Here is a 26996-nt window from a genome sequence, read left to right as displayed (position 1 = left end):
CAACGCTGTGAATACTGCTGCACCGACGAGCTTGGGCACATCACCTGCCAAGGCAGTGACTCCCAAGCCAAGAACGTTCTTTCGACTCCTGCTGCGCAATCGTCTGGCAGCCGTAGGACTGGCCTTTATCATTATGTGGACCGTGATCGCAGCTGTCGCGCCTTGGATTGCACCTTATGATCCTTATGCTACAGACACCTCTGTGAAGCTTACCGCTCCCACGAGCGAGCACTGGTTCGGAACGGACAACTATGGACGGGATATTCTGAGCCGGGTACTATACGGAGCCAGAATTAGTATCTGGACTGGCCTCATTGCAGTCAGTATTTCGTTCCTGATCGGCGTACCGCTAGGTGGCATCGCTGCTTATTATGGCGGACGTACTGGAACAATCATCATGCGTATCATGGATGTGTTGCTAGCCTTTCCTTCCCTGGTGCTGTCGATGGCGATTGCCGCCTCCATGGGGAACGGATTGACTGGAGCCATGATCGCTGTCGGTATCGTGGGCATTCCCGAATTCGCCCGCTTGATGTATGGACAGACCGTGTCCTTACGTGAAAAAGAATATGTCGAGGCCAGCCGGGCCATCGGCGTGAAGGATCGAACGATCTTGTTCCAGCATATTTTGCCGAATGCACTTGCTCCTCTGCTGGTGCAGGCTACGCTGGGAATGGGATTTGCCATTCTGACAGCCTCAAGCCTTAGCTTCCTCGGTCTTGGTGTCAAGCCACCAATCGCTGAGTGGGGCGCAATGATCTCCGAAGGACGGGAATACATCATTTCAGGCCAGTGGTGGCTGGTGACGTTCCCGGGACTCTCCATTGCGACGTCGATTCTGGGCTTCAATCTGCTGGGTGACGGCTTCCGCGATGTACTTGATCCACGGCTACGCTCGGGTAAATAGCCCGGGTGAAGAAGCGGACCGAACGTAGCTTCGCTCCAGCCAGTGAATAGGTTCTCCGGTCTGGGAGAATGGATGATTCATACTTGTACAAACAGGTACCGTAAATCACCTTCATCCATGTGTATCCAAAGTGACCATCTATGTGTATCCACGTGCATCCATGCACTCTGATGAATTGATGCGATATCGCTGCATGACTTCACAGTGTGATGATCATATGGTGAATCATACTTTACTGACTGCTGTATATTCGATACCTGGCTTCATTGCTGCATGCATTAGCACCAGCATTCATTCATAGTCGTCAACTTCAAGCATCCAGGTACCCAGACATCCAGAAATCAACGCATTCAAGGTATCAAGGCTTGAAGGATTCAAGCAGCAATCGCTCTACCGATCCAACACGGCTTCAACTCGATTCCACTTGATTCAACTCGCTTCTACGTGGTAACGAAGGCTTCATCAGATGACAAGGTTCAATTGGGGAGGAAAACAGACATGAAAAAGCTCAAATGGTTCTCAGCATTGATTGCCCTTACTGTAGTACTCGGCGGCTGTGCCAGCAACGCGAACCAGCAGCCAGCGGCATCCGGCGATGGAGAAGCAGCGAAGCCTGCACCATCGCTGACGGTAGCCTACTCTGAAGGCGGTACGACGATGGACCCAGCGGAAGCCAATGATTTGACTTCAGATACCCTGGTACTGGCCACTTACGACCAGCTCGTAACGTATGGGGTGAAGACACTGGATGGCTCAGAGGTTGCTAATACAGAAGATATCCAACCAATGCTCGCAGAAAGCTGGGAGGTATCGCCAGACAATACGACCTACACCTTCAAGCTGAAAAGTGGCGTGAACTTCCAAAGTGGCAACCCGGTAAATGCCGACGCGGTCGTCTACTCCTATGACCGAGTGAAGAACTCCAGCTCCGGCAGCTTCCTGTACGGAATGGCTGACATCAAGACCGTAACGAAGAAGGATGATTCCACTGTGGAGATCGTGCTGAACAAGCCGAACCACATGTTCACACAGATTATCGCGATGTATACCTTCTCGATCGTGGACCAGAAGCTCGTCGAGGAGAAGGGTGAGGATTACCTCAAGACCAATGCCGCTGGCTCCGGTCCGTTCACGCTGGAGAAGTGGGACCCGGCAACGGAAGCGGTGTTCCAGGCTAATGCAGACTACTGGCAAGGTGCTCCTAAGCTTGGCAAAGTTACACTGAAGTTCACCAAGGAAGCCTCTAACCGTGTATTGCTGCTGAACAAGGGCGATGTGGATATGGCGATTGAGATTCCGCCGAAGGACGTGGCGGCGCTGAGTGAAAATAGCGCTTTGACCGTTAAATCCAATGCCAGTAACCGTATTTTGTTCTTCGGTATGAACAACAATGTGAAGCCGTTTGACAATGTGAAGGTGCGTCAGGCTATCAATTATGCGATTCCTTACGATCAATTGATCAATGACGTTATGTATGGACAAGCAAAAGTGATGAAGAGCTCGGTAGCCAGCAATACACCAGGCTCTACGGATGCAGGCTACGTCTATGAATATAACCTCGATAAAGCGAAGCAGCTGCTGACAGAAGCGGGCTATCCAGACGGATTCAGCTTCGACTTTACACTGGGATCAGGCTTTGATGACTGGGAATATGATGCGGTACTGATTCAGGCAGAGCTGGCTAAGATTGGTGTGAAGATGAACATTAACAAGGTCGCTCGTGCTCAATTCCTGGAGCAACAAAAGGAAGGTAATCTGGTATCCTACATCTCCAAATGGACATCCTTCGTGAATGATCCTGGCTACCATCTGGGCTTCCTGCTCTACGGCGAAGGCTCCTCCAACTACATTCATTACAACAATGAGGAAGTCAACAAGCTATGGGAAGAAGCGGGCGCAGAGACAGATGCGGACAAGCGTAACGAGCTGTATAAGAAAGCACAGGAAATCATTACAACAGAAGCACCTTGGGCTTACCTGTATGAATACAATCGCGTTGTGGGTATGAGTAACAAAGTCAGCGGATACGTGTACTATCCAGATGAGGTATTGCGTTTCTACCCGCTTAACAAAGGCGAATAACAGCACAGGCAGCAAGAAGCAGGAGGGAGACAGGTGCATACCTGTCTTCCGACCTTTTTTCAGGACGATATGGTTAACTGTATGAATATTTGAATAGACGATGCGGAGAGGAGTCTGATCATGATGGACTGGAAGAAGAAAGTGCTGGAGGCAATCGAGGAGCAACAGGATGATCTATTGGAGCTGTGCTCGAAGCTGATTCAGTATCCGACGGAGAACCCGCCTGGAGACTCACGGGAGATCAGCGCCTTCATTATTGATTATTTGCAGCAGGCGGGGATATCTACGCAGGTTCACGCGGCTACGGATACGATGCTGAATCTGGTCTCAACGCTGGAGGGGGCAGGCCAGGACAAGTCCGATCGTCATCTGATTTTCTGCGGTCATACGGATGTAGTTCCGGCAGGGGACCTGTCACGCTGGGATTTCGATCCATTCTGTGGCGAGATTCGGGACGGATACATGCTGGGGCGTGGCGCCTCCGACATGAAGGGTGGCTTGGCAGGGCTGCTGTTTGCCACGGCGATTCTGGCCAAGCTGGGCGTGCCACTACGTGGTGATCTGTCACTGATGATCGTGCCGGACGAAGAGACTGGCGGCGATCTGGGGGTTCCTTGGGTGCTGGAGCGAGGCCTGGCAACGGGGACTGCGGCCGTCATCGCTGAGCCTTCCAGTCCGCAGCATCCGACGATCGGACAGAAGGGAAGCTGCTGGTTCGAGTTCACCGTGGAGGGTACGCCTGGACACGGAAGTCTGTCTCCCGTCGTAGGTGACAATGCCATCGTCAAAGCAGCGAAGGGAATTGAGTCCCTGCAGCGGCTGTGGGACATCAAGCCCAATATTCCAGAAGAGGTGCAGGAGATCATCCGTATCTCTCAGCAATATGCGATTGAGCGTGAACAGGCTGGACTAGCCTATCAGGTCTTCGATCATGTCACCGTGAATATCGGGACAATTACAGGTGGAACCAAGGTCAATGTGGTTGCGGATCGTTGTACGGTACAGGTAGATTCCCGTGTGCCATTCGGCGTGGACTACAGGGATGTGCTGGATCGGGCGCGCTCTCTGCTGCTGGAGGCCGGTATTGAATCCGAGCTGAAGCCGTTTGGCTTCCAAGGTAATGCCAACTGGACACCACCGCATGAGCCGATCATTAGTAATCTGGTCGATAGCATTATCGAGGTCAGTGGCGAGGAAGCCTATGGTGTGCTGCAATGGGCTTCCAGTGATGCCCGTCATTTCCGCAATCACAATATTCCCGTACTACAATATGGACCAGCCGAGCTGTCCACGATTCATAATTTTAACGAAAAAGCGCCTGTATGGCAGATTATTCAATGTGCCAAGGTCTATGCGCTGAGCGCTTTGAAATATCTCGGTGTGGAGGGCATGGAAGACACGCAGAAGGATGCACCTGCTCATGGCGCTAGCGCACAGGGAGTTACAGCTTCTTCGTAAATGATACAGTAGATACGCGTTCTGGGAGGAGGAACAACATGACTGAACTGCTCGAAGTCACGGATTTGCGAACAGAATTCATTACAGACAGCGGCGTCATTCGGGCCGTGGACGGCGTGAGCCTGTCTGTGCGACAAGGCGAGGCGCTGGGGATTGTGGGCGAGTCTGGCTGCGGGAAGAGTATCACCTCGCTGTCGATTATGCAGCTCCTGCCCAAGCGGATCGGACGTGTCGCCTCCGGTGAAGTGCGATTCAAGGGCAAAGATATGCTCAAGCTGTCCAGACGAGAAATCCGGCAGGTGCGTGGAAATCACATGGCGATGATTTTTCAGGAGCCTATGACCTCATTAAATCCGGTGTTCAAGATTGGTAAACAAATATCAGAGTCGGCGCGCTATCATCTGAAGCTAGGCAAAAAAGAAGCCTGGGAGCGCTCAGTGGACATGCTGCGCAAGGTTGGCATTCCGCGGCCCGAGCGTATTGCGGAGCAGTATCCTCACCAGCTATCAGGAGGAATGCGTCAGCGGGTTATGATTGCGATGGCGATGGTGTGCAGCCCACAGCTGCTCATCGCGGATGAGCCGACAACAGCGCTGGACGTGACGATTCAGGCGCAAATTCTGGATCTGATGCGGGAGCTGCAGCGTACGGAGAATATGGCAATCATGATGATCACCCATGACCTGGGCGTTGTCGCCGAGATGTGCGATCGGGTCATGGTCATGTATGCAGGGCAGGTCGTGGAGGAGACGGATGTGAAGACGCTCTTCTCGAATCCCAAGCATCCATATACGCGGGGATTGATGGCTTCGCTGCCCCAGCTGGCCGGAGACCAGAAGCGACTGTCCTCTATTCCGGGGCAGGTGCCCAATCCGGCACATATGCCTGCAGGCTGTCGCTTTGCTCCACGCTGTCCAGTCAAGCAGGAGCAATGTGAGCTGATGCAGCCCGAACTGCTGGAGACCGAGCCGGGACACCGCTGTCGCTGTCTGCTGGAGCAGAAAGGAGGAGCCTGATGAGTGCCATATTGGAAGTTCGCAATCTGAAGAAGCATTATCCGATTCGGAAAGGCCTGCTAGCCAAGCAAGTAGGTGCAGTCAAGGCTGTGGATGGAGTCACGCTAACGGTAGAGACGGGCGAGACTTTGGCTGTAGTTGGTGAGTCCGGCTGTGGTAAATCTACCACAGGACGTGCGATCCTGCGGCTCATTGAACCGACAGACGGTGAAGTGTTCTTCGAAGGCCAGGATGTGCGCGCCCTGTCTCCTGAGCAGCTGCGTCGTTTTCGTACCGATATGCAAATGGTATTTCAGGACCCCTATGCGTCACTTGATCCGCGTTGGACGGTACAGCGTACCCTGGAAGAGCCATTGCTGACCCATCACAGCTTGGGCCGTAATGAGGTCAAGAGCCGTGTAGAGGAGCTAATGGAGGTCGTCGGCCTGTCTCCTTATCAGGCGCATCGGTTCCCGCATGAATTCTCTGGAGGTCAGAGACAGCGGATCGGTATCGCCCGTGCATTGGCACTCAACCCGAAGTTCATCGTCTGTGATGAGCCTGTCTCAGCACTCGATGTGTCCATTCAGGCGCAGGTGCTGAATCTGATGCAGGATTTGCAGGAGCAATTCGGGCTGACGTATATGTTCATCTCGCATGACCTGTCTGTCGTTAAATTCATCAGTGATCGGGTAGCTGTCATGTATCTGGGTAAAGTGGTGGAGCTGGCTCCGACGGCCGAGCTGTTCAAGGAGGCGCTGCATCCGTATACGCAGGCGCTGATGTCAGCCGTTCCGGTGCCGAACCCCGAGATCACCCGGCAGCGGATCGTATTGAGCGGAGATGTACCGAACCCGGAGAATCCTCCGTCTGGCTGTACCTTCCATACTCGTTGTCCGTATGTTAAGGATACCTGCCGCTCCGTCGTACCAGAGCTGCGTGAAATATCCCCTGGGCGTCAGGTTGCTTGTCATCTGTATTAAGTACAGTTGATCTACTCTAGTACCTTGACCAGATCAACTGTGAGTAGAGAGCAGCTAGCAAGCAGGGAGCTCTGTCGACCGCTGTTAAGCCTGCTCCTGTCCTAAATTGAAGTCACCTGAATGCATGAGACGAAGCTCATGGCCAGGTGGCTTCTTGTCGTATCCGGGGTGAAGGAAGCTTGACCGTCACTGTACTTGGCTACATACTGAGCATACATGGAGGCCATACAAGCAGGAACTACATGTATGGCCTCACCTATATGCATACGTTCACCTAACGTCTACACGGCGCCTATGGCATATGAATTTAGCCGCATGGGTCATAGACGAACAGTAGGGAAAGGAGAGAAGAGCATGTCCAGAGTTAACTTTTATCGGGATGCGGAGACTCCGTTTCTGGAGGCCAAGCATTGCCTTGCCGATGATCTGGCTTACCATAAGCATTTTCACGAGGAATACTCCATAGGTCTGATCCATCAGGGACGTACTCGCGCGTGGTGTGATGGTCAATTGCTACATGTGGACGCCGGGAGAGTCATTAGCTTCCCGCCGCAGATGCTGCATGCCTGTCAGCCAGAGCCGGAGCTGGGCTGGCAATACAGTATGCTCTTCATTCAACCAGAGTGGCTAAAGCAGCTGGAGCCGCGGGAGCTGGAGCGTGTGCATATCCCGTATTTGCTCGCAGATGCCAAAAATCAAAAGTGTGCTGTCCTGATCGAGCATGTGATGACTGCGCTGCGGGAGCACAGGGGACCACTGGAGACGGAGACAGCCCTCATTGACCTATTACAAGTCATTACAGGTGCGGAGCCGGATGATCTGCGCCACGCGTATCGCAGCAAGGGAGATCATCAATACATTCGACGGATTCATGAGTATCTGAACGAGCATTTTATGAAGCGAATTACCTTGGAGGAGCTAGAGCAACAGGCAGGCATCAGCAGGTTCCATCTCATTCGTCTGTTCAAGCAGTGGAGCCACTTGCCTCCTCATGCTTATCAGAACGTGCTGCGCATCAATTTTGCCAAAGTCGAGCTGGCTCGTGCACGTCGATCACTATCGGATATAGCGATTGAGGCAGGCTTTTATGACCAGAGTCACTTTACACGGATGTTCACCAGAATCGTCGGAGTCACGCCGCGCCAGTACAGTCTATCCGTATAGGTACTTATCGAAATAGAAGCTTCTCTATCTAGATTCAAATTATCATCGACTATATTGAAATTATCATCAATGCAATTCGTCTTCTGCTGTCAACAAGATGCTTCTTACCTCGTAAAAATTCATATCGAGTAATATTCTGGAGTCATATCATTGAAGCAATATTTTGGCGCAATATTCGGAGCAATTTTGTACAATATTTTGGTCACCCTCTCCTGTACAGTTAGGATACTCAGAAGGCTTTTCGCGCAGAGTCTCCACTTTTTTGCCAATGCAGTGCCGCATTCTTGCAGCCCCTTAATGAAGCGTTACAGTCACTTGAGGTTATTGGCATTTGTAGCAGTGGCTCAGTCTCGAAAAGCTGCCTTACGAAAAGGAGCTGGAAGAATGAATCAACTACAACTTACAGAGCTAGATAAGCAGCTAGCAGAAGCACTCAAATCTATTGCTCGTCGTCAGGATATCAAGGCTTATCTGGAGCAAAATGAACAGATGAATCGGCTGGTGCGTCGAGCGGCGGCGCAATATGTCACGGGCGAGCAGCGTCATGAAGCCATGATTGCAGCAGCTAGACTAGAGCAGCTTGGCTACGCCGTATCGCTTGAGTATATTGGAGAAAATACGACAAGCGAGAAGGAATGTGAGCTAGCTGCGCAGGAGCTGTCTGATCTCATAGCTGAACTGGGGGCGTCCAGGCGTTCAGGTCGTGTTTCCTTTGACCTGTCGCATATCGGACTGCTGCTGGATACAGAGCTGGCGCTAGCATATTTGCTACAACTGGCAGCTCAGGCCAAGCCGCTGGGTATTGAGCTATTCATCAGCATGGAGGAATCCGCCAAGACAGACCGGATCTTACAGGTATATGAGCAGGCTGTGGCCCTACACTTGAATATCGGCATCACGCTACAGGCTCATTTACATCGTACCTGGGAGGATGTCACGGCGAAGCTTCCAGCTCAAGCCAGAGTACGTATCGTCAAGGGGGCTTATCAGGAGGATGAAGAAATCTGTCTTCCACGGTCACAAGCTTTGAATGAGCGTTACCTGGAGCTGTTGACCCACGTTGTGACTCAAGGCCATCAGGTATCCATTGCAACTCATGATGAAGCATTAATAGAAGTAATCCTGCAGAAGGGCTTGTTGGACAGACCGGGGGTGGAGTTCGAGATGCTGTACGGCATTGAACCGGAGCTCAGTGCTCGCCTCCAAGCCGCTGGACATCCTGTTCGTATCTATCTGACCTATGGACAGGAGTGGTATCTATATTTGTGCCATCGCATTGCCGAGTACCCGCCCAATCTGTACCGCGCCGTCATTCACATGATTCAGGAGGAACCGATAGACGCTATAGCATCTTATGGTGAATTGCCTGCCCGATAAAAAAAGCAGACAATGCAATATACCAAACAAGTACAACAAGTATATCAAGCACAACAAGCACCATAAGCAAATTGGAAAAAGTAAATTAAATAAATAAATCAAAACAAGCACAACGAGAAAAGCTTACTAAGAAAAGCTCACGGATAAAAACTCACGAAGAAAAGCCACCAAGAAAATCCAAAAAAAGCCAAATAAAAGCAGCTCCGAGCTATGCAGATGGATCAACCGTTACTATGGGGTAACGGTTTCTTTTTGTTGTGATACCGTTTACAATTCCATATATAATATGGAACATAACTATTGATCTAGGACGTGGATGATGTGAAAAAAACACTTCTGATCTATGTGGTGCTGATTGGCCTGTTTGCGCTCTATGTGTTCCGATACGAATATGCGAGCCGGACACAGGGAACCTGGGAGGAGCATGCGCTGCAGGGAACATTGACGGAAAGCTATGTCATGATAACGTTCCAGTCTGGGCTGGAGTATTGGAAGGGAGCGCTAAAAGGGTTTGAGGATGCAGCCGATGCGCTCGGAGTGACGGCTGAATATCGCGGAGCCACTCGTTATGACGTGCAGGAGCAGACTACGGTGATTGAGCAAGTCATAGCGCGCAAGCCGGCTGGGATCGCCATCTCGGCTATTGATCCGACCTCTGTCGTTCCGGCGATCAACAAAGCTATTGATGCTGGAATTCCTGTCGTACTGTTCGATGCCGGGGCACCGGGCAGCCGGGCGTATTCTTTTCTGGGAACAGACAATTATCAAGCCGGTATCACCGCAGCAGACCAGATGGCTGAATGGCTGGATGGTACAGGAGAGGTGGCCGTCTTGACACTCCCTGGTCAACAAAATCATATGGAGCGGACTCGCGGGTTCATGCAGCAGATCCAAACGCAATATCCTGCTATACAGGTCGTCGAGGTTGCGGATGGGGAAGGTGATGCGAAGGTATCGAACAGCGAGGCTCTTCGATTGATGACGGAGCATCCCCGACTGACGGGCATCTTTGTGACAGAAGCGACTGGGGCAGCGGGGGTAGGGGAGGCAGTTCGGAACGCTGCTGCTGACAGATCGCTGACGGTTATTGCATTTGATACAAACAAAGCGACGCTGGACATGATCAAGGATGGGACGATCTCGGCGACAGTAGCCCAAGGAACCTGGAATATGGGGTACTGGTCCCTTCAATATTTGTTCCATTTGCAGCACGGCCTGACCGTTCCGGCACCTTCTCCGACAGCTCCCACGGCTCCACTGCCTGTAACGGTAGACACAGGGATATCACTCGTGACCCGCCAGAATGTGGATGATTTTTATGCAAAATAAACATCAACGTCAGCAGCTACAGACTGAGATACGGGGCAGCCACGAGCAACAGTCAGCTGAGATACGAGAGGACCATGACCAGCATCCACGACTTCGAGAGCTTCTTACCCACATGCAGCTGCGGAATATGCCTCTGCGCTATCAGTTGATCCTGCTCTTTCTGTTATTCGCTATTGTCCCATCGGTCGGATTGGGAGCTCTGGTGAACTGGACGGTCGAACGGATCGTAGAGCGGCAGGTGGAGAGCCATACACTACAGCTGATCGGGAAGGTGAATGAGGCACTGGACAGTCAGATGGAGAACCTACAGAACATGACCTATCTGATCGGCTTCCAGCCAGAGGTCATGGCCTTCATGTCAGGACAGACGGCAGCGGATGGCTATACCGGACAGTCCGCACAGACTGCAGGCACACCAGATTCAAGGTCTGGGGATTCAGCTGTTATAGCTTCGGCGCTGGCAACGGTCTCACCTTCAACAGCGGTCTCACCTTCATCTTCAGTCTCATCTTCAGCAACGGATTCAGATTCTCCGAAATCTGAATCGCAGCCAGCATGGCAGCAGCACTTACCGAAGGCTCCGTTGTCGGCTACGGGCGCATCATCGGCCCGGAGCCAGGATCAGCTGTACAGCATGAAGCAATACCTGCAGGGCTTTACGACACTCTATCCCGAGATTGCAGGCATTCTACTCGTCAATCAGCAAGGAGATTATATTAGCAATGATATGTATCCCAGATATGATCGCAGTCTGCTGCTGGAGGATTGGTACGTCAAGGCAAAGCAGAACCCCGGTATTTTCACGGTGCTGGGCCAGCCTGATCAGCGTAACCTGACAAGCCATGCCCGCTATCAGAACAATGAGCTGGTGTCGATCGTTCGCTCGGTGACAGATCCGGCCTCAGGCCAGGTGCTGGGTGTTATCCTGATTGATCTCAAGCAACGAAGCATCTCACAGGCAGCGAGAAATATAACCCTTGGCAAATCCGGCTACGTCATGGTGACGGATGCAGAGGGGAGAAGCATCTATATGCCGGAGCTGTCGCCTATCAAGCATATTCCTCCAGAATGGTTCCATAGCGGTGAGAGCGGAGGCATATTTACTCGGGAGACAGAAGGCAGGGAGATGCTGTTCATGTATCAGGCCTCTTCATTTACAGGCTGGCAGACGGTAGGTGTATTTCCTGCCGATGAATCGGTACAGGAGGTGCGCCAGATTCAATTTTATATTGTCAGCTTTGTGTTCATCGTCTGTCTGTTCGGCTTGACGGCGTCCTTATGGTTATCCCGGTCGATTGCCCAGCCTATCCTGCAATTGATGTCTTATATGCGTAGAGCAGAGAAGGGAGATCTAAGCAAGGGGAAATGGACGGAGCGAGCGGATGAGGTGGGCATGCTCGGCAGGAGCTATAACCGCATGGTAGAGCAACTTCAACAGCTAATGCAGCTGAACAAGGTGCGTGAACGTCAAAAACGGGAAGCCGAGCTGCGCAGTCTGCAAGAGCATATCAAGCCACATTTTCTATATAATACGCTGGATACGATTCACTGGATGGCACGTAAGCAGGGAGCTGCAGATGTGTCTGTCATGGTAGGAGCACTCTCGCGTCTGTTCCGCATCGGACTCAGTAAAGGCGATGATTATATTCCACTGCAGGCGGAGACCGAACACGTCTCCAGCTACCTGCATATTCAACAAATGAGATACAGAGATCGGCTGCGCTATGAGCTGGTCGTGCCACCAGAGCTTGCGCGATTGTACCTGCTGAAGCTGCTGCTTCAACCCATCGTGGAAAATGCGATTTATCATGGGATCAAGGCCCGGCGTGGACCCGGCCTGATTCGCATTGAAGCCTCCGCAGATACAGACAGCCTCAGGCTCACAGTGAGCGATAATGGGGCAGGCATGTCAGCGCAGCGCTTGCAGGAAATCAGAGAGCTACTGGCATCCCCTGTGGAGAAGCTGGATACGCACGAGCGAAGACAGGACCCCACTTGGACAGGAAGAAGCTACGGTATGCTGAATGTGCAGGCTCGCCTGCGCCTGTCGTTTGGTGACACATATGGAATCACAGTAGATAGTGTGGAAGGGAAAGGAACCTGCGTAACCATCATTCATCCACTTTTGCCTGATATGCCAACACCTCAGGCTGAGCGGACGGAAAGCGAGGGATTGGATTGAGCGAAGTTGTGACTAACACAAACGGAGATGGTCATAGAGAACCTATGATGTGGCCGCTGGAAAAAGCCCGTAGCATAGGCATGAGTCCACCTACTGCTTCCTACAGAGTGCTGATCGCTGATGATGAGCCTATTATTCGTGAAGGTATACGAGAGGCTATCCCATGGTCTGAGCTAGGGATGGACGTAGTCGGTGAAGCAGAGGATGGTGAGGAAGCGCTGGAGCTTGCTCGAGAGCTGGATATTCATATTATGCTGGTCGATTTGAACATGCCTTTCCTGAACGGGATTGAGCTGATCCGTCGCTTACAGGAAGAATGCCCGGATTGTCGCTGCCTGATTATATCCGGTCATGATGAATTCGCCTATGCCCAGGAGGCTGTTCGTCTCGGTGTACAGGATTATCTGCTCAAGCCAGTAGACGACAGGCAATTATATGAGACACTATCCGGTCTGCGACAGCGAATGGATGAGGAGCTTGCACGGAGCGCCTATGTGGAGCAGACGGCCATCCAATTGGAGCGACATATTCCCTTGCTCCGGCGTCGCAGCTGCCTGGAGTGGCTGGAGGGGAGCATGGGAGAGCCCGAGGTGCTGGAGCAGCTCGCCTTCCTGAGCCTGCCGCCCCATCTTCCGGTACAGATTGGACTTGTACGCTGGCCAGGAGGGGAGTCGCAGAGCATTATGCAGGAGTCTGAACGACAGCTACTTCGATTCGGTGCCGAGAATATTATGGGGGAGCTGCTGACGGAGCTCCCGCATGTGTTGTTCCAGACGCGCGGAGGACTGATTGGTATGTGTCTGTGGCAGCTTGCGCCTGAAGGTCTGGAAGCGGAGATTGAACAGAAGATTGGCAGCTTCCTGAATATCGCTGTACATTGCTGCCAGGAGAAGAATGAAGATGGACTGGAGGGACTTCGAGCAGCGTATCGGAACTGCCGCGAGCAATTGCAGTATGAGGCCCAGGTGTCTCCCTTGGTCCGCCGTGCACGTCAGCTCATCCGGGAGCGCTATGCCCAGCGCGAGCTTACGCTGGATTCGCTGGCAGCCAGCCTGCAGGTGTCGCCCGTGTATCTCAGTCGTGTGCTCAAGAAGGAGCTGAACGATAACTTCGTCACACTTGTCACGCGTACCCGAATTCGCAAGGCCGTGCAGCTGCTGGATTCCACCCTGCTGCCCATTCATGCGATCGCAGAGCAGACTGGATATGACAGCCAGCATTATTTCAGCACGGCATTCAAGAAGATTATGGGCGTCTCTCCGGCCCAGTACCGCCGAGGTGGGGGCACGGCTACCTAGCGCAAAGCGGGGAACCCCTAGAGAAACGACATTGGCAGCCATTAAGCTTGCTGCTCATCCACTTTTCTATTTCGTTCGAAAGAACGGCAAGCTTAATAGCGGTCGACAGGGCTCCCTGCTTGCAGCGGCTCTATACTCTCATATGATCCCATCTAATCAAGGCATAGTAGAAACAAAATGACTTCATCCGTTCTCTGGAGCAGGTGAGGTCTTTTGTGTTTTTTTAGAGGCAGCCGTTCACTAATTTTGATGATAAGCCGAGTCCAAGGAGACAAAAGTTAAAATTTTATAAAAAAGGTTCATTCATCATAAAGACCCTGCTTATTCCCAAGTGATACCATATCCATGCAGGTGACGCACCGATATTACATTTTGAAAGCGTTATCCATTGTGCCACTAAACATCCGACATCAAGTAGCGGCAAGCACAATTCGGAACGAATGGGTTGGCGATTCAATAGGAAAGGGGACTTCGCGATGAACAAAGGAGCTGTAATGCTGTGGCTACTGGCCATGACCCTGCTGCTATCCGCCTGCAATCTGGCAGAGAGCGGGCCGGGCAGCAGAGAGAAGGGCTACGTGGGCATATCTATGCCGACCAAATCCTCTGCACGCTGGGTAGCTGATGGAGAGAATATGGTCCGTCTCTTTCAGGAGCAAGGTTATAAGACGGACCTGCAATACGCTGAGGATGTCGTTGAGAATCAAATTTCGCAGATCGAGAACATGATTACCAAGGGCGTTGATGTCATGGTCATCGCTTCGGTGGACGGCAACACACTGACAGATGTAATTCAGAAGGCACATGATCAGGGAATTCAGGTGATTTCCTATGATCGTCTGATTCGCAATACACCTTATCTGACTTACTACGCAACGTTTGACAATTTTAAGGTAGGCGTGCAACAGGCCTCGTATATCGAGCAGCACCTGGGGCTTAAGGAGGGTAAAGGACCGTTCAACATTGAGTTGTTTGGCGGGTCACCGGACGATAACAACGCCTATTTCTTCTTTGACGGGGCCATGTCTGTACTGCAGCCCTACATTGATGAGGGCAAGCTCGTCGTTCGTAGTCAACAGACCACGATGGCCCAGATTGCCACGCTGCGTTGGGATGGTGCGTTGGCTCAATCCCGGATGGATAATCTGCTGAGCGCCTACTACTCGACAGAACGGGTGGACGCTGTGCTGTCACCGTATGATGGAATTAGTATCGGAATTATATCCTCATTGAAGGGTGTCGGCTACGGTAGCAGTGCCAAGCCCTTGCCGATCATCACTGGGCAGGATGCCGAGCTCTCCTCGATCAAATCCATTGTAGCCGGGGAGCAGACGCAAACGGTATTCAAGGATACACGTAAATTGGCGGAGAAGACGGTAGAGATGGCTAACAGCATCTTACAAGGTCAACAGGCGGAAGTGAACGACACAGAGTCTTATAACAACGGAATAGAGGTAGTCCCGGCTTATCTGCTGGACCCTATTTCTGTCGATCAGAGCAATGTGGAGAAGGATATTGTAGGCAGCGGATATTACACTCGCGAGGAGATTGGTCTCAAGTAACAAGCAGAAGACACGAGCTGGAAAGGAGCAGGTCCATGGCTGGAATCATTCTGGAGATGATTGGCATCACCAAAGCTTTCCCGGGCGTCAAGGCGCTGGAGGACGTGAATCTACGGATTCGCGAGGGAGAGATTCACGCTTTGTGTGGGGAGAATGGAGCAGGAAAATCGACCTTGATGAAGGTGCTTAGCGGAGTGTATCCCCACGGCTCTTATGAAGGGGAGATTCGTTTTCAAGGACAGACTTGCGAGTTCAAGGATATCCGGCAAAGCGAGGAGCTGGGGATCGTTATTATCCATCAAGAGCTCGCATTAATTCCGGAGCTGTCGATTGCGGAAAATATTTATTTGGGCAATGAACGAGCCAGTAAAGGAGTGATCGACTGGAACGCCACTTATGCGGGCACGCAGCAGCTTCTGGCCAAGGTTGGACTGCATGAACGGCCAGACACGCTGGTATCCAGTATCGGTGTAGGGAAGCAGCAGCTCGTCGAGATTGCCAAGGCCTTATCCAAAAAGGTCAAGTTGCTCATTCTGGATGAGCCAACGGCAGCCTTGAATGAGAACGATAGCGAGAATCTGCTGCAATTGATGCTGGAGCTGAAGCGACAGGGCATTTCCTGCATCATCATCTCCCATAAGCTGAATGAGATATCCAAAGTGGCAGACTCCGTGACCATCCTGCGTGACGGCCACACCATTGAGACACTGGACATGAAGAAGGACGTGGTCACAGAGGACCGGATCATTAGCGGTATGGTCGGTAGAGATCTGACCAGCCGCTATCCAGAGCGACACGCCGAGATTGGTGAGGTCATTCTGGAGGTGAAGGACTGGACAGTCTACCATGAGCATCATGCCGATCGCAAAGTGCTGGAGGGGGTCAATCTGCAGCTACGGCGCGGGGAGATTGTCGGGATCGCCGGACTGATGGGAGCAGGTCGGACGGAGCTGGCCATGAGCATCTTCGGCAGATCCTACGGGCGTGGAATCTCCGGGCAGCTCATCAAGGAGGGCCGCATCATTCGCAACCGGACCGTGACGGAGGCTATTGAGAATGGATTCGCTTATGTTACCGAGGATCGCAAAGCCTACGGTCTGATTCTGATGGATGACATCAAGCGCAACATCTCGCTGACTGGCTTGCCCAAGCTTAGTCAGAACACCGTGGTGAACGAGCATGAGGAAGTGCTGGTGGCTGAGGAGATGAAGCGCAGCATGAATATCAAGGCACCAAGCATTTTGCAGAAGACCGGCAATCTAAGCGGTGGCAATCAGCAGAAGGTGGTGCTGGGAAAATGGATATTTGCGGAGCCTGACATTCTCATGCTGGATGAGCCGACGCGCGGTATTGATGTAGGTGCCAAGTATGAGATCTATACCATCATTCATCGACTGGCTGCTGAAGGAAAGGCTGTGCTGGTCATTTCCTCCGAGCTACCCGAGATTCTCGGGCTATGCGATCGCATCTATGTTATGAACGCAGGACGAATGACCGGAGAAGTGAGCCGTGAGGAAGCATCGCAGGAAGTGCTTATGAGATATATGACCAAGTCAGGAGGCGGGAAGCATGACCATGTTGGCTAGATTGTTCAAGGGAAATGTACGGCAATACGGTATGATATTTGCATTGGTGGTCATCATGCTGCTGTTCCAGGTGTTAACGGGCGGGCTATTGCTCAAGCCGATCAATATTACGAATCTGATTTTGCAAAATAGCTATATTCTGGTGCTTGCCATTGGCATGGTGCTGGTCATTATAACAGGGCACATTGATTTGTCGGTCGGTTCGGTTGCTGCATTTGTGGGTGCGGTAGCTGCGATCATGATGGTAGACTGGCAGCTGCCGACATGGATAGCTGTTATTGCTGCCATATTGGTTGGTGGCCTAATCGGTGCCTGGCAAGGCTTCTGGGTGGCGTATGTAGGGATTCCGGCCTTTATCGTGACGCTGGCTGGTATGCTGCTCTTCCGTGGTCTAACCATGATTGTGCTGGATGGGCAGTCCATCTCCCCTTTCCCTGGTGGATTCCAGAAGCTGAGCTCAGGTTTCCTGCCGGACGTTGCTTTTTCGGGGGTTAGTATCATATCGGTGGTAGTGGGTGTTGCACTGAGTGTCTGGTACATTCTGAGTGAAATGCGTGCTCGCCGTGCGCAATTAAAATATGGATTTGAGGCGGGGGCTAATAGTCTATTCCTCCTGAAGCTGGCTGCGGTAACGATCATAACGAATGTGTTCACCTTCATGCTGGCGAGCTATGCGGGCATTCCGAATATTCTGGTTCTGTTGTTCGCGCTGATTATTGCCTATTCCTTTATCATGAATCGTACGGTCATCGGACGACATGTGTATGCACTGGGAGGAAATGAGAAAGCGGCTGAGCTGTCCGGGGTCAAGACGAAAAAGGTCACGTTCTGGGTGTTCGTCAATATGGGTGTGATGGCTGCGATCTCCGGCCTGATTTTTGCCGCGCGTCTGAATGCTGCTACGCCACGGGCAGGAACGAACTTTGAGCTGGATGCTATTGCAGCCTGCTTCATTGGGGGGGCTTCGGCTTCCGGGGGGATCGGAACGGTCTATGGTGCAATCATCGGGGGCTTGGTTATGGGCGTGCTGAACAATGGTATGTCGCTCATCGGCCTCGGTATTGATTGGCAGCAAGGTATTAAAGGTCTGGTACTTCTACTGGCTGTAGCATTCGATATCTACAATAAAAATAAGCGCGCTGCTTAGACACCAACATCAACCATTTACGATCTATTGCCGCTATTCATAACCTGATGTAAAGTGAGGGAGATAAGGCACTTCGAGCATTGTGTATACATCGTATCCAGGTATCTTCAACTGGACGCTTGAGCTGTATTTTGGGCCTGAATGTATGCAAAATGCTGACTTTACAGCGAACAGGGGCGATAGGGATGAGAGGGAGCATTGGGAGACTTGTGCCGGTCTGGATTACGATGAGCCTGCTGCTGGCGGCTTGTACGGGGATGCAAAATTCAGCTGCAGATCGGGAACAGCCAGTCCCGGCACAGACGCAAGAGGGGGTGAACACCCAAGGTGAAGCTAAGACGGACAGCGGCTTGGGGGCGGGGAGTGAGCATACGCTAGACAGCGAAGGTGCTTCAGCATCCACAACACCAACGGCAAGCCATTCGAGTCAAGGCTCCTCATCAGCGGTGTCATCGACATCATCGTCATCAATATCATCTTCATCATCGGTGTCGTCTGCGGAACCTCTTGCAGTTCTCAATCCTTCCCTACTATTGACCGAGGGCTCCTTAGGCTTCGCAGATCCGTCAGGCAGCAGATTGTTAGTTGATTCGCCAAACGAGGGCAAGGTACCGAGTCAGAGATACAATCTCGCTGTAGGCTACCATGGCCAGCGCCTCGCTGTTCGATATATGAGTGTACAGGAGCGGAATGAGGCGGATAATGGCCGCCAGACGGCCCAGAATTTTGATCACCTGCCTGGCAGTCTCTACGAGGTTGTCGAGGGGAAGGCAGAGCCCAATGAGACCTATTTTCTGACAATGGAGCAAGACATGCCTGAAGCTGCTCAACTGGACATGACCTCTATACGTGAAGAGCAGACACCCGCTGCGCTCGTCAGCCGTCTGGAGAATACCCGGAAGCGTCAGATTCAACATATCTGGCCCTTAGAGCAGATTGACTCACAGGGTAAGCTGTACCTGGTCCAATTCGAGCCGAAAGGCCAAGAACTGCTGGCCAGCCTTGTGCTTGACAGCAAGGATGGACTGATCGTGCAGGATTATCCTGCGCAGCTTGAGGGCTATTCAGCTTGGCGAGTGGACGATGGTGGGGAGGTCCTGCCAGAGATGTTCTCATTCCTGTGGGCTGCTCGCACACCGCAAGGATTCATGCTAGGTGTGCAATGGATGGGAGCAGAAGGTGAGTCCGTCACGTTCCTGTCACGGGAGCAGAACCAATTTGCGGAACTGGACGTTACTTATGGTCGTTATATGTCACCTTTGTGACGGTTAAAGAGACGACGTATATAATCATCTTCTTTATAATTATCTTTTAAAATACTTGCGCTACTGCGATAGACCTCAGAGACGTGATAACGGATCTATGAGGTCTATTTATTTTGCTGAATATATATTGTTACTGTTATCCTGCTTTTGCTATCGTTATAGCTTAGTTATATTTGAAGAGTCTTGCTGGTAGGAACGCAGATCTAGGCTCGAATGAATTCAATGCTTCTAGATTCAATTCTGTTGAATTCGATACTTCTGAAACGATATTTGATAATGATTCTCAGTGAAACTATAATAGAACTAACATAAATTCTGGAAACGGGGGGTTGGAGCACGAATGGTGACACGCGATCAAATGCTGTTATGGACTTGCGCTTCCATTGATATTGTCGATATTCGACATAGCCAGCTGCAGCTGGGAGAAGAGCTGGATTATGTTGCACCTGCAGAGCTATTCCTCATATCAGGGGCAGGGATGGCTCGAATTGAGGCTGGCGATGTAATTTGCAGCTCTGAGGGCTCACCTGTCGTTCATGTCGGGAAAGGAACACGCCTTCATATCAGTCAGGTGTCGAACGGGCTGGAATACGTCCTGATATTGTACAAAGCCTCTCTTCCACAGCAATTACCGAGCGGGCTGCTTGAGCCGGAGCTGGCTGTGGATAGTTTTGGCTCTTGTTATGGCGGTCCTCCCGGGTCCACTGCCATGTATAGAAGCATAGCGTCCGATATGGACAGATTATGGCATCAGGAGGACCCGCTGGCGCGTCTGGAGGCGAAGCAACGCTTCTATGCCTTCGTGCAGCTGCTGCTAACAGAGCTGGAGCGGCTGGAGGGAGCCGCTGACAAGACAGAGGAGCAGGATATGATCGCTTCCGCTCTCTGGCATATGGAGGCTTGCTACAACGAGCCTATAACGCTGTCCTCCTTGGCTGAGCGATTACTTACAAGCCCGCGTCAATTGCAAAGAGGCTTCAAGACTCGCTTCGGACATGGGCCGATGGAGCATTTAATTGGCATTCGTATGGAGCGTGCAAAGCGACTGTTGGAGCAAAGCGGGCAGCCCGTTGCACAAATTGCAGAAGAGGTCGGGTATCCAGATAGCTACTATTTCAGTCGGTTGTTCAAGAAAAAGATCGGACAGTCTCCAAGAGGCTATAGACAGACACATACAGCCAATCCATTTATGACAGGAGTAAATTGCGATAATTGTCGTATTTCTCCAAGTTCATCGTCGCAAACGGTCATTGTCCCTGCCAAATTCGATAGTTATCATCAAAGGGTGAGCGCCACGCAATCCTTCCGTGCCCTATTGTCACTAACCCTGATGTGTACCGGAGGACTGGCCTACGTGGACGACAGGATTCGCATGCCTCATATGAGAGGAATATTGGAGCTTGAACGCAAGCCCGAGCGAATCGTAGTGCTTGATTATCAATATTCAGATCAACTGCTATCCCTTGGTGTCTGTCCGGTAGGTAGTGTGGCTTGCAGTATTGTAACGGATGGACTTCCTTTACCTCTGAAGCAGTTCATGGGAAGCATGTACCACCTCGGAACGAAGGAGCAGCCTGATCTGCAAGCCTTGGGCGAGCTACAGCCTGATCTTATTGTCTGTACGTCATTTCAGGAGCACTGTTATGGGGAGCTGCTCGGCATAGCGCCGACAGTAATGTTTGATCGCAATGAGGATTGGCGTGTCACCCTGCTTAGATTTGGCGAGTTGGTAGGTCGACAGCATCAGGCTCTTGAGATCCTAGATGGCTTCAATACCAAGCTGGATCGACTGCGTCGCAGAATAGAAGCTGGTCATGAACAGACGGTGGCATTGATTCGACCACGTGATGGCAGCATACGACTACATACGGAGCGGCATCGAACTGCGCGCCTGTTGTATGAGGATCTTGGCCTTGCTCCGCCAGCGCTCGCAGTGAAGCAGGCCGGGACTAGCTCCTTAATTCCGTTAGAGACGTTGCCAGAGTTGCAGGCGGATCGGTTATTTGTGCTGACAGATAATTTGAATCAGGAGCAGACTCAGCTATATGAGCAGCATCCTTTGTGGAGTAGTATGAGTGCTGTTCGGAGTGGACGAGTGCGTCATTTTCACACTGCATTATGGACTGGTTATTACGGGCCACTGGCGATGAACAGGGTCGTTGATGAGATTGAAGAGACATTGCTGCCGCCCATTACTTCTAATTTTCGTATTCATAATTTGTAATTAAAAAGTAAATATTCCAATTCGGATGGTGAGGGACCTATGCCTGTTACTAAACTGAGTCTAACGGTCGCCTCCAGCGCGGGTAATGAACGGGAGCGCGAGGAGCTGGCTGAGCTGCACAGCATCATTATGAATTGGGTGATCCAGATGAACATCCGCGATTGTATTCAGGTCAAAATGGAGTATGAGGCGGTTGATCAGGAGGCCCTCCCCGTAGCTACGACTACACGTAACCCACAGTCGACAGGGCCGGTGGAGTCTGTGGTGCTGAGCGGGAGGCAGCTTGAGATTGCTGAGCTGCTGTGCCGCCACTACAGTATTCGTAGAATTGCGGAGGAATTATATATTAGCGTTAATACCGTTAAAAAGCATATTCAGAATATTAAGAAAACGCTCTGTATCGAGCAGACAGGAGGAGATTTCGTCTTTCTGCTGGCAGAGAAGCTAAAAAGCCACAGTAGAACGCAAGACTAACCCCAAATTAACACGATAAGAGTATGAATATAATCCTGCTGGATAATATTCAGTTTGACTCCAAAAATGGTATGATTTAGGCAACTTACTGATAATGATTATCATTAGCGGTAGGGCATAAATCGTATCCAAGGAGTGAACCCGTATGCATCCAGCTACAGCGGCAACAGAAGCATCTGCCAACAGCCGTTATCTACAAAGCCAGCAGGAGCGTGAATCTTCGGCCCGCTCCTATCCTAGACGCCTTCCGATCGTGATTGCCGAAGCGGAGGGAGTCCATATCAAGGATATGGACGGTAAGGTCTATTACGACTGCTTAGCCGGCGCAGGAACCTTGGCGCTTGGGCATAATCATCCGGTGGTGATTGAAGCGATGAGGAATGTGTTCGATCAGAAAATTCCTCTGCATACGCTTGATCTTACAACTCCGCTTAAGGAGAGCTTTATTGACGAGTTATTCGCGAGCTTGCCTCCGTCCTTTGCCCGTCATGCCCGTATTCAGTTCTGTGGCCCAACCGGCGGCGATGCCGTTGAGGCCTCAATCAAGCTGATGAAGACGGCGACTGGCAGACGAAGCGTGCTGGCGTTCCATGGAGGCTATCATGGCTCGACCCATGCGACGATGAGCATCAGCGGTACGCTGGGGCAGAAGGAGCAAATATCAGGCCAGATGCCAGATGTTCATTTCCTGCCGTATCCGTATGCTTATCGTTGTCCTTTTGGTGTTGGAGGCGATGAGACACAGCGACTGGGTCTCCGTTATATCGAGAATGTGCTGCGTGATCCAGAGAGCGGGATCGTGAAGCCAGCGGCGATGATTGTTGAGCCTGTTCAGGGTGAGGGAGGCTCGATACCAGCTCCAGCTGAATGGCTGAAGGGGCTGCGGCGTATTACCCAAGAGCAACAAATTCCCCTCATTGTGGATGAGGTTCAGACGGGATTTGGACGTACCGGAAAGCTATTTGCCTTTGAACATGCCGGGATTGAGCCAGATGCCATCGTGCTGTCAAAAGCGATTGGAGGCAGTCTGCCACTCTCCGTTGTCGTCTATCATGAACGCTACGATGTGTGGCGGCCAGGTGCGCATATTGGTACTTTCCGTGGCAATCAGCTAGCCATGGCAGCCGGACTCGCAGCACTTCGCTATATCAAAGAGCAAGAGCTGCCTGAGCGGGCTCGTCAACTGGGTGAGCGCCTGCAAGGAAGACTACGCCAGTTGGCGGAGCAGGAGCCTTGCATCGGGGATGTACGCGGGCTAGGCTTGATGATCGGGGTAGAGATCGTCGATGAGCATGGTAAGCCGGATCATCTGGGCCATATACCTGCAGCTCCGCGGTTAGCAGCGCAAATCCAGCAGGAATGCCTGAGACGTGGACTTATTTTGGAGGTCGGAGGTCGGCATTCCGCAGTCATGCGTTTTCTGCCACCGCTCATCGTGACGGAGGAGCAACTGGACGATATCGCTGATCGGTTCTGCGAATCGGTGCGGGCAGCCCGCAAGGCTCTGTCATGCTGACAGAACGGATGACAGTGACGACGGCACAGGGGATGGCCGAGAGTATGACCGCTCGTTCGCTGCTTAATGCTTTCCTGCGGGAAAACGAAGACGTGATAGAGTCAGTCGCCGAGCTTGAAGCTGCGGCACAGCAGGGCTCAGCCGTATCACTAAGCTTGCTGCTGGCGAATAGCGCAAAATTGCGCGTCACGATCCGTTATGCCTCACTGACCGGACAGCATTTGTTCGAGGAAGGCTGGTTATTGGAACGTGGCGGCTATACTGGGCAGATCAGCTTCGAAGAGTTGGCCGAGACGCTGGTTACGGAGCTGGCACTCCGCTTCGACTCGGAGGCTCGTCTGAACACGACAGCGGTGTTGGAGCGCATACACCGTAGCGTCTCTCAACTACGGGGGCATTTGGAGCAGTGGGTGGATGCCGGGGCGGATGACAAGAACCTGAACAGGCTGGATTACATTGCCTCAGAGCAAAGTGTATTTGCAGGCCACCCATTCCATCCATATCCCAAAAGTGCCGAAGGCATGAGCGAATCCGAGCAGGATCGCTACAGTCCAGAGCGCGGTGCGGACTTTGTCCTATATTATTTCGCGGTTCATGCTTCCAGACTGCAGGAGCAGTGGCTGCAGGGGGAAGAAAGCCGCGCCTTTCCAGCGGAGGTATATGCGCAGTTCCGGCAGGCATTGTCGGAGCGTCTGAGTAGCGAGGCAGACAAGCTGTACAAACCCTTGCCCATGCACCCGTGGCAGGCCCATCGCATGCTGGAGCGCCCTTGGGTGCGGGAATTGATACAGCGTGAAGAGCTTATTCCACTGGGGCCATTAGGCCCGAGGGTATACCCTACCTCATCCGTACGAACCGTCTGGGAGCCTTCCAGTCGGAATGGCTGGAAGCTGCCACTGGAGGTGCGCATTACGAATTTGATTCGTGTCAATACGCCAGAGCAGACGGCTCGTACCATGGATGCGGCATCCTTGACTGCGTTTTTGGGGCATGAACTGGTCCAGGAGCTACCTGGCTTACTTCCAGAGACGGGGTTCATCGGCCTTGTAGCGCAAGGTCAGGATCAGCCGGATCCGGCCTTCACCGTACTCATCCGACCGATGGAGGTGGATCGAACGTCCACGTTCGTGCTGGCTTCGGTGCTGGAGAGCTGGCCGGGTGAGCATACACCCAAGCTAGCCCAGGCCATATCAGATCGTGCGCAAAATGGAGGGAATCTGCCCATACCCGATATGAAGGCATGGCTGGAATGCTATCTGCGGTTGTCTATGCTGCCGTTGCTGCGTGTCTGGGATCGCTTCGGCATCAGCTTTGAGGCGCATGCACAGAATTCGCTGTTGTCGCTGAAGGACGGCTGGCCTAGCTGCTTTTACATCCGCGATCTGGAAGGGATGAGTGTAGATCATGAGCTCGCCCGCAAGCTGGAATGGATCGGTGGCTCTATAGCGGAGGATAGCCCACTGTTATACGCCCCGGCAGAGGCTTGGCATCGCACCAAATACTACTTTTTTGTGAACCACCTCGGTTCGCTGATCCATGCTCTAGCTCTATGGCAGGAGCGACCAGAGGGTGAAGGCTGGGCTGTCGTGCGTAGTCTGCTGCTAGAGGAGCGGGAGCGTGCGAGTGTGCGACTGCGTCCGTATGTGGAAGAGCTACTGAATACGGATACGTTGCCGGCGAAGGCCAACTTTTCCAGTTGCCTGGCGGATAAGGGAGATACGCCGTCGTACTTGGGAATTCCGAATCCAATACGAGAGAGCTGTCTTTCACCCGAAAGGGGTTCGCGCGGTAACAGCATTTTAGGTGAGCAACGGAGAAAGTGATGGGGCAACGAAGAGTGTAATAGGAGCAACGAAGAATGTAATAGCATTAACAGAGAATGGTGCATGAAAGGTAACATAAAAAGCAACGTGAAGAGTACCATGAAGGGCAGCATAGAAGATCAAGGTGGAAAACAGCATGGAAGACAATGTGGAGTATGATCATCTTACCGTGAGCAACGAGACTGTGAGAACTGAATGGATAGGCTTCAGACATCACAGCATGTTCCACACCAACAATGAATGCAATGAAAGGAAGACGGGCCAAGATGGAAGCTTGGAAGCGTAGTCTATACATCCTGTGCATCGGCCAGTTCCTAGCTATGGCCTCCGTCAGTTGTGTGACACCGTTTCTGCCCCTGTATCTGCAGGAGTTGGGCGTGCATGGACAATCAGAAGTGATGCTCTGGTCGGGAGCGATCTACGGTGCGAATCTGCTCAGTGCCTTTGTCCTTGGTCCCTTCTGGGGAAGACTGGCTGACCGCTATGGACGCAAGCCGATGCTGCTGCGCTCCGGCTTTGGCATGGCGCTGACGATCACGCTGATGAGCGTGGTGAACGGTCCGCTGGAGCTCTTCCTGTTGCGTTTGGTAAATGGTATGCTCTCTGGCTTCAGTCCAGCTGCAGTAGCGCTGATCGCGAAGAATGCTCCCAAGGAAAGAAGCGGCTATGCGCTTGGCGTCCTGCACTCCAGTTCGGTTGGCGGCACGATATGTGGTCCGCTATTGGGAGGAGCACTGGCGGATCAATTCGGCTTCGCACCTGTATTTCTATACATCGGGATAGGGATATTCGCTGCTTCGCTGGTTGTTCTGTTCGGTGTACATGAGCATCGGGAGGAGACAACGAGCCAGATGCAGACGACGGGATTGCGAGGGGATTTTAAGGAAATCATGTCCCGTCGCGCCATGCCCACATTGCTAGTCTCGGCCTTCTTGCAGCGGGCGGCTATGGTAGGTACCTTGCCGTTCATTCCATTGTATGTACAAATGCTGGCGCCTGGCAGCGATAATATCGCACTGCTCGCAGGATTTACTGCAGCCGCAATGGGTGTAGCCAATATGCTATCGGCACCACAACTGGGCAGACTCGGCGATCATTATGGACAGCGGCGAGTGCTGAATGGAGCGCTGTTCGGCGCCGTCGTGCTCATGGTTCCTCAGGCCTTCGCACAGCAGCTGTGGCAGCTGATTGCTCTTCGTTTTTTCAGTGGCGCCTGTCTTGGTGGACTTGGCCCATCACTGAATGTGCTTGTAAGACGTTATGCTCCGTCTGGGATGGAGAGCCGTTCCTTCAGCTATCTCAACTGCGCGCAAATGGCAGGAGGTCTGCTCGGCTCGATCGGATTGGGCTGGATGGCTGCGGCTTTTGGCTTGCGTTATATATTTATAGGCTCGGCGGTGCTGCTCGCGGCCAACTTCGTTTGGATGTGGACAGCAGAGCGGCGGGAGGGGGTCACGAATACAGATTCCCTGTCGGGTGAAGCTGCATCGGATACAAGCATGATCCAATCGGAAAAACGGGAGCTATAGACAGCACTATCGACGGAGAGACGTTATCTTGCTGGACGTCCTCACGGGTGTGTCTCACGGCTGGCAATCCAGTGGTGGTCAGTACATCGACCTGA

At 52.2% G+C, this 26996-nt stretch carries 20 protein-coding genes; 19 read left to right on the top strand and 1 reads right to left on the bottom strand.

Annotated features, from left to right (window positions below):
- Window positions 1-7: 7 nt before the first annotated feature.
- The 5 genes from MKX74_RS22070 (at window position 8) to MKX74_RS22050 (ending at window position 6425) form a co-directional block, all read left to right on the top strand.
- A complete protein-coding gene (locus MKX74_RS22070) occupies window positions 8-907 on the top strand; it encodes an ABC transporter permease (RefSeq protein WP_018885512.1) in 900 nt (299 codons plus the stop codon).
- Window positions 908-1405: 498 nt separating this feature from the next.
- The gene (locus tag MKX74_RS22065; protein WP_341179855.1) at window positions 1406-2989 is read left to right on the top strand and encodes an ABC transporter substrate-binding protein; all 1584 of its coding nucleotides are present in this window, start codon (window positions 1406-1408) and stop codon (window positions 2987-2989) included.
- A gap of 120 nt (window positions 2990-3109) precedes the next feature.
- On the top strand, window positions 3110-4447 hold the full coding sequence (locus tag MKX74_RS22060; RefSeq protein ID WP_341179854.1) for a M20 family metallopeptidase: 1338 nt from the start codon (window positions 3110-3112) through the stop codon (window positions 4445-4447).
- A gap of 38 nt (window positions 4448-4485) precedes the next feature.
- Window positions 4486-5463: an ABC transporter ATP-binding protein gene (locus tag MKX74_RS22055; protein WP_341179853.1), complete on the top strand. Its 978-nt coding sequence runs from the start codon at window positions 4486-4488 to the stop codon at window positions 5461-5463.
- Complete coding sequence (locus MKX74_RS22050; protein ID WP_025677720.1) at window positions 5463-6425, top strand: ABC transporter ATP-binding protein; 963 nt, start codon at window positions 5463-5465, stop codon at window positions 6423-6425. The genes MKX74_RS22055 and MKX74_RS22050 overlap by 1 nt, the downstream gene beginning before the upstream one ends.
- Before the next feature lie 101 nt (window positions 6426-6526).
- Here the strand turns inward: MKX74_RS22050 and MKX74_RS22045 are convergent, their stop codons facing one another.
- Entirely contained in the window at window positions 6527-6691 is a 165-nt protein-coding gene (locus tag MKX74_RS22045; protein ID WP_341179852.1) for a hypothetical protein, read from the bottom strand.
- Between the two features lie 88 nt (window positions 6692-6779).
- Between MKX74_RS22045 and MKX74_RS22040 the strand changes: the two genes are divergently transcribed.
- The 14 genes from MKX74_RS22040 (at window position 6780) to MKX74_RS21975 (ending at window position 26901) form a co-directional block, all read left to right on the top strand.
- Complete coding sequence (locus MKX74_RS22040) at window positions 6780-7589, top strand: helix-turn-helix transcriptional regulator (RefSeq protein WP_341179851.1); 810 nt, start codon at window positions 6780-6782, stop codon at window positions 7587-7589.
- A 384-nt stretch (window positions 7590-7973) separates the two neighbouring features.
- On the top strand, window positions 7974-8966 hold the full coding sequence (locus MKX74_RS22035; RefSeq protein ID WP_341179850.1) for a proline dehydrogenase family protein: 993 nt from the start codon (window positions 7974-7976) through the stop codon (window positions 8964-8966).
- 321 nt (window positions 8967-9287) lie between these two features.
- On the top strand, window positions 9288-10295 hold the full coding sequence (locus tag MKX74_RS22030; protein ID WP_018885505.1) for a substrate-binding domain-containing protein: 1008 nt from the start codon (window positions 9288-9290) through the stop codon (window positions 10293-10295).
- 112 nt (window positions 10296-10407) lie between these two features.
- A complete protein-coding gene (locus MKX74_RS22025) occupies window positions 10408-12477 on the top strand; it encodes a sensor histidine kinase (protein WP_445667327.1) in 2070 nt (689 codons plus the stop codon).
- A gap of 47 nt (window positions 12478-12524) precedes the next feature.
- Window positions 12525-13775: a response regulator transcription factor gene (locus tag MKX74_RS22020; RefSeq protein WP_341180636.1), complete on the top strand. Its 1251-nt coding sequence runs from the start codon at window positions 12525-12527 to the stop codon at window positions 13773-13775.
- Window positions 13776-14251: 476 nt separating this feature from the next.
- A complete protein-coding gene (gene chvE / locus MKX74_RS22015) occupies window positions 14252-15337 on the top strand; it encodes a multiple monosaccharide ABC transporter substrate-binding protein (protein ID WP_341179849.1) in 1086 nt (361 codons plus the stop codon).
- Between the two features lie 35 nt (window positions 15338-15372).
- Window positions 15373-16923: a multiple monosaccharide ABC transporter ATP-binding protein gene (mmsA, locus tag MKX74_RS22010; protein WP_341179848.1), complete on the top strand. Its 1551-nt coding sequence runs from the start codon at window positions 15373-15375 to the stop codon at window positions 16921-16923.
- Entirely contained in the window at window positions 16907-18070 is a 1164-nt protein-coding gene (mmsB, locus tag MKX74_RS22005) for a multiple monosaccharide ABC transporter permease (protein ID WP_341179847.1), read from the top strand. Before mmsA ends, mmsB begins: the two co-directional genes overlap by 17 nt.
- A 185-nt stretch (window positions 18071-18255) precedes the next feature.
- On the top strand, window positions 18256-19335 hold the full coding sequence (locus MKX74_RS22000; protein WP_341179846.1) for a hypothetical protein: 1080 nt from the start codon (window positions 18256-18258) through the stop codon (window positions 19333-19335).
- Between the two features lie 340 nt (window positions 19336-19675).
- Complete coding sequence (locus MKX74_RS21995; protein ID WP_341179845.1) at window positions 19676-21559, top strand: helix-turn-helix domain-containing protein; 1884 nt, start codon at window positions 19676-19678, stop codon at window positions 21557-21559.
- A 39-nt stretch (window positions 21560-21598) separates the two neighbouring features.
- The gene (locus MKX74_RS21990; protein ID WP_341179844.1) at window positions 21599-22033 is read left to right on the top strand and encodes a response regulator transcription factor; all 435 of its coding nucleotides are present in this window, start codon (window positions 21599-21601) and stop codon (window positions 22031-22033) included.
- A gap of 145 nt (window positions 22034-22178) precedes the next feature.
- Complete coding sequence (locus MKX74_RS21985) at window positions 22179-23549, top strand: diaminobutyrate--2-oxoglutarate transaminase (RefSeq protein ID WP_025680253.1); 1371 nt, start codon at window positions 22179-22181, stop codon at window positions 23547-23549.
- A gap of 8 nt (window positions 23550-23557) precedes the next feature.
- A complete protein-coding gene (locus MKX74_RS21980; RefSeq protein ID WP_341179843.1) occupies window positions 23558-25372 on the top strand; it encodes an IucA/IucC family protein in 1815 nt (604 codons plus the stop codon).
- A gap of 236 nt (window positions 25373-25608) precedes the next feature.
- A complete protein-coding gene (locus tag MKX74_RS21975; RefSeq protein ID WP_341179842.1) occupies window positions 25609-26901 on the top strand; it encodes an MFS transporter in 1293 nt (430 codons plus the stop codon).
- The last annotated feature ends 95 nt before the right edge of the window (window positions 26902-26996 follow it).

This window comes from Paenibacillus sp. FSL K6-1230 (assembly GCF_038002385.1).
Lineage (GTDB): Bacteria > Bacillota > Bacilli > Paenibacillales > Paenibacillaceae > Paenibacillus > Paenibacillus massiliensis.
Note: the sequence above shows the minus strand (reverse complement) of the source record. Positions and strands in the feature narration are given on the sequence as shown.

What these genes read in the sequence shown, in the direction of transcription:
- MKX74_RS22065 (WP_341179855.1), top strand. Translation starts at nt 1,406, where the DNA reads ATGAAAAAGCTCAAATGGTTCTCAGCATTGATTGCCCTTACTGTAGTA.
- MKX74_RS22060 (WP_341179854.1), top strand. Translation starts at nt 3,110, where the DNA reads ATGATGGACTGGAAGAAGAAAGTGCTGGAGGCAATCGAGGAGCAACAG.
- MKX74_RS22055 (WP_341179853.1), top strand. Translation starts at nt 4,486, where the DNA reads ATGACTGAACTGCTCGAAGTCACGGATTTGCGAACAGAATTCATTACA.
- MKX74_RS22050 (WP_025677720.1), top strand. Translation starts at nt 5,463, where the DNA reads ATGAGTGCCATATTGGAAGTTCGCAATCTGAAGAAGCATTATCCGATT.
- MKX74_RS22045 (WP_341179852.1), bottom strand. Translation starts at nt 6,691, where the DNA reads ATGCATATAGGTGAGGCCATACATGTAGTTCCTGCTTGTATGGCCTCC.
- MKX74_RS22040 (WP_341179851.1), top strand. Translation starts at nt 6,780, where the DNA reads ATGTCCAGAGTTAACTTTTATCGGGATGCGGAGACTCCGTTTCTGGAG.
- MKX74_RS22035 (WP_341179850.1), top strand. Translation starts at nt 7,974, where the DNA reads ATGAATCAACTACAACTTACAGAGCTAGATAAGCAGCTAGCAGAAGCA.
- MKX74_RS22025 (WP_445667327.1), top strand. Translation starts at nt 10,408, where the DNA reads ATGCAGCTGCGGAATATGCCTCTGCGCTATCAGTTGATCCTGCTCTTT.
- MKX74_RS22020 (WP_341180636.1), top strand. Translation starts at nt 12,525, where the DNA reads ATGTGGCCGCTGGAAAAAGCCCGTAGCATAGGCATGAGTCCACCTACT.
- chvE (WP_341179849.1), top strand. Translation starts at nt 14,252, where the DNA reads ATGAACAAAGGAGCTGTAATGCTGTGGCTACTGGCCATGACCCTGCTG.
- mmsA (WP_341179848.1), top strand. Translation starts at nt 15,373, where the DNA reads ATGGCTGGAATCATTCTGGAGATGATTGGCATCACCAAAGCTTTCCCG.
- mmsB (WP_341179847.1), top strand. Translation starts at nt 16,907, where the DNA reads ATGACCATGTTGGCTAGATTGTTCAAGGGAAATGTACGGCAATACGGT.
- MKX74_RS22000 (WP_341179846.1), top strand. Translation starts at nt 18,256, where the DNA reads ATGAGAGGGAGCATTGGGAGACTTGTGCCGGTCTGGATTACGATGAGC.
- MKX74_RS21995 (WP_341179845.1), top strand. Translation starts at nt 19,676, where the DNA reads ATGGTGACACGCGATCAAATGCTGTTATGGACTTGCGCTTCCATTGAT.
- MKX74_RS21990 (WP_341179844.1), top strand. Translation starts at nt 21,599, where the DNA reads ATGCCTGTTACTAAACTGAGTCTAACGGTCGCCTCCAGCGCGGGTAAT.
- MKX74_RS21985 (WP_025680253.1), top strand. Translation starts at nt 22,179, where the DNA reads ATGCATCCAGCTACAGCGGCAACAGAAGCATCTGCCAACAGCCGTTAT.
- MKX74_RS21980 (WP_341179843.1), top strand. Translation starts at nt 23,558, where the DNA reads ATGACAGTGACGACGGCACAGGGGATGGCCGAGAGTATGACCGCTCGT.
- MKX74_RS21975 (WP_341179842.1), top strand. Translation starts at nt 25,609, where the DNA reads ATGAATGCAATGAAAGGAAGACGGGCCAAGATGGAAGCTTGGAAGCGT.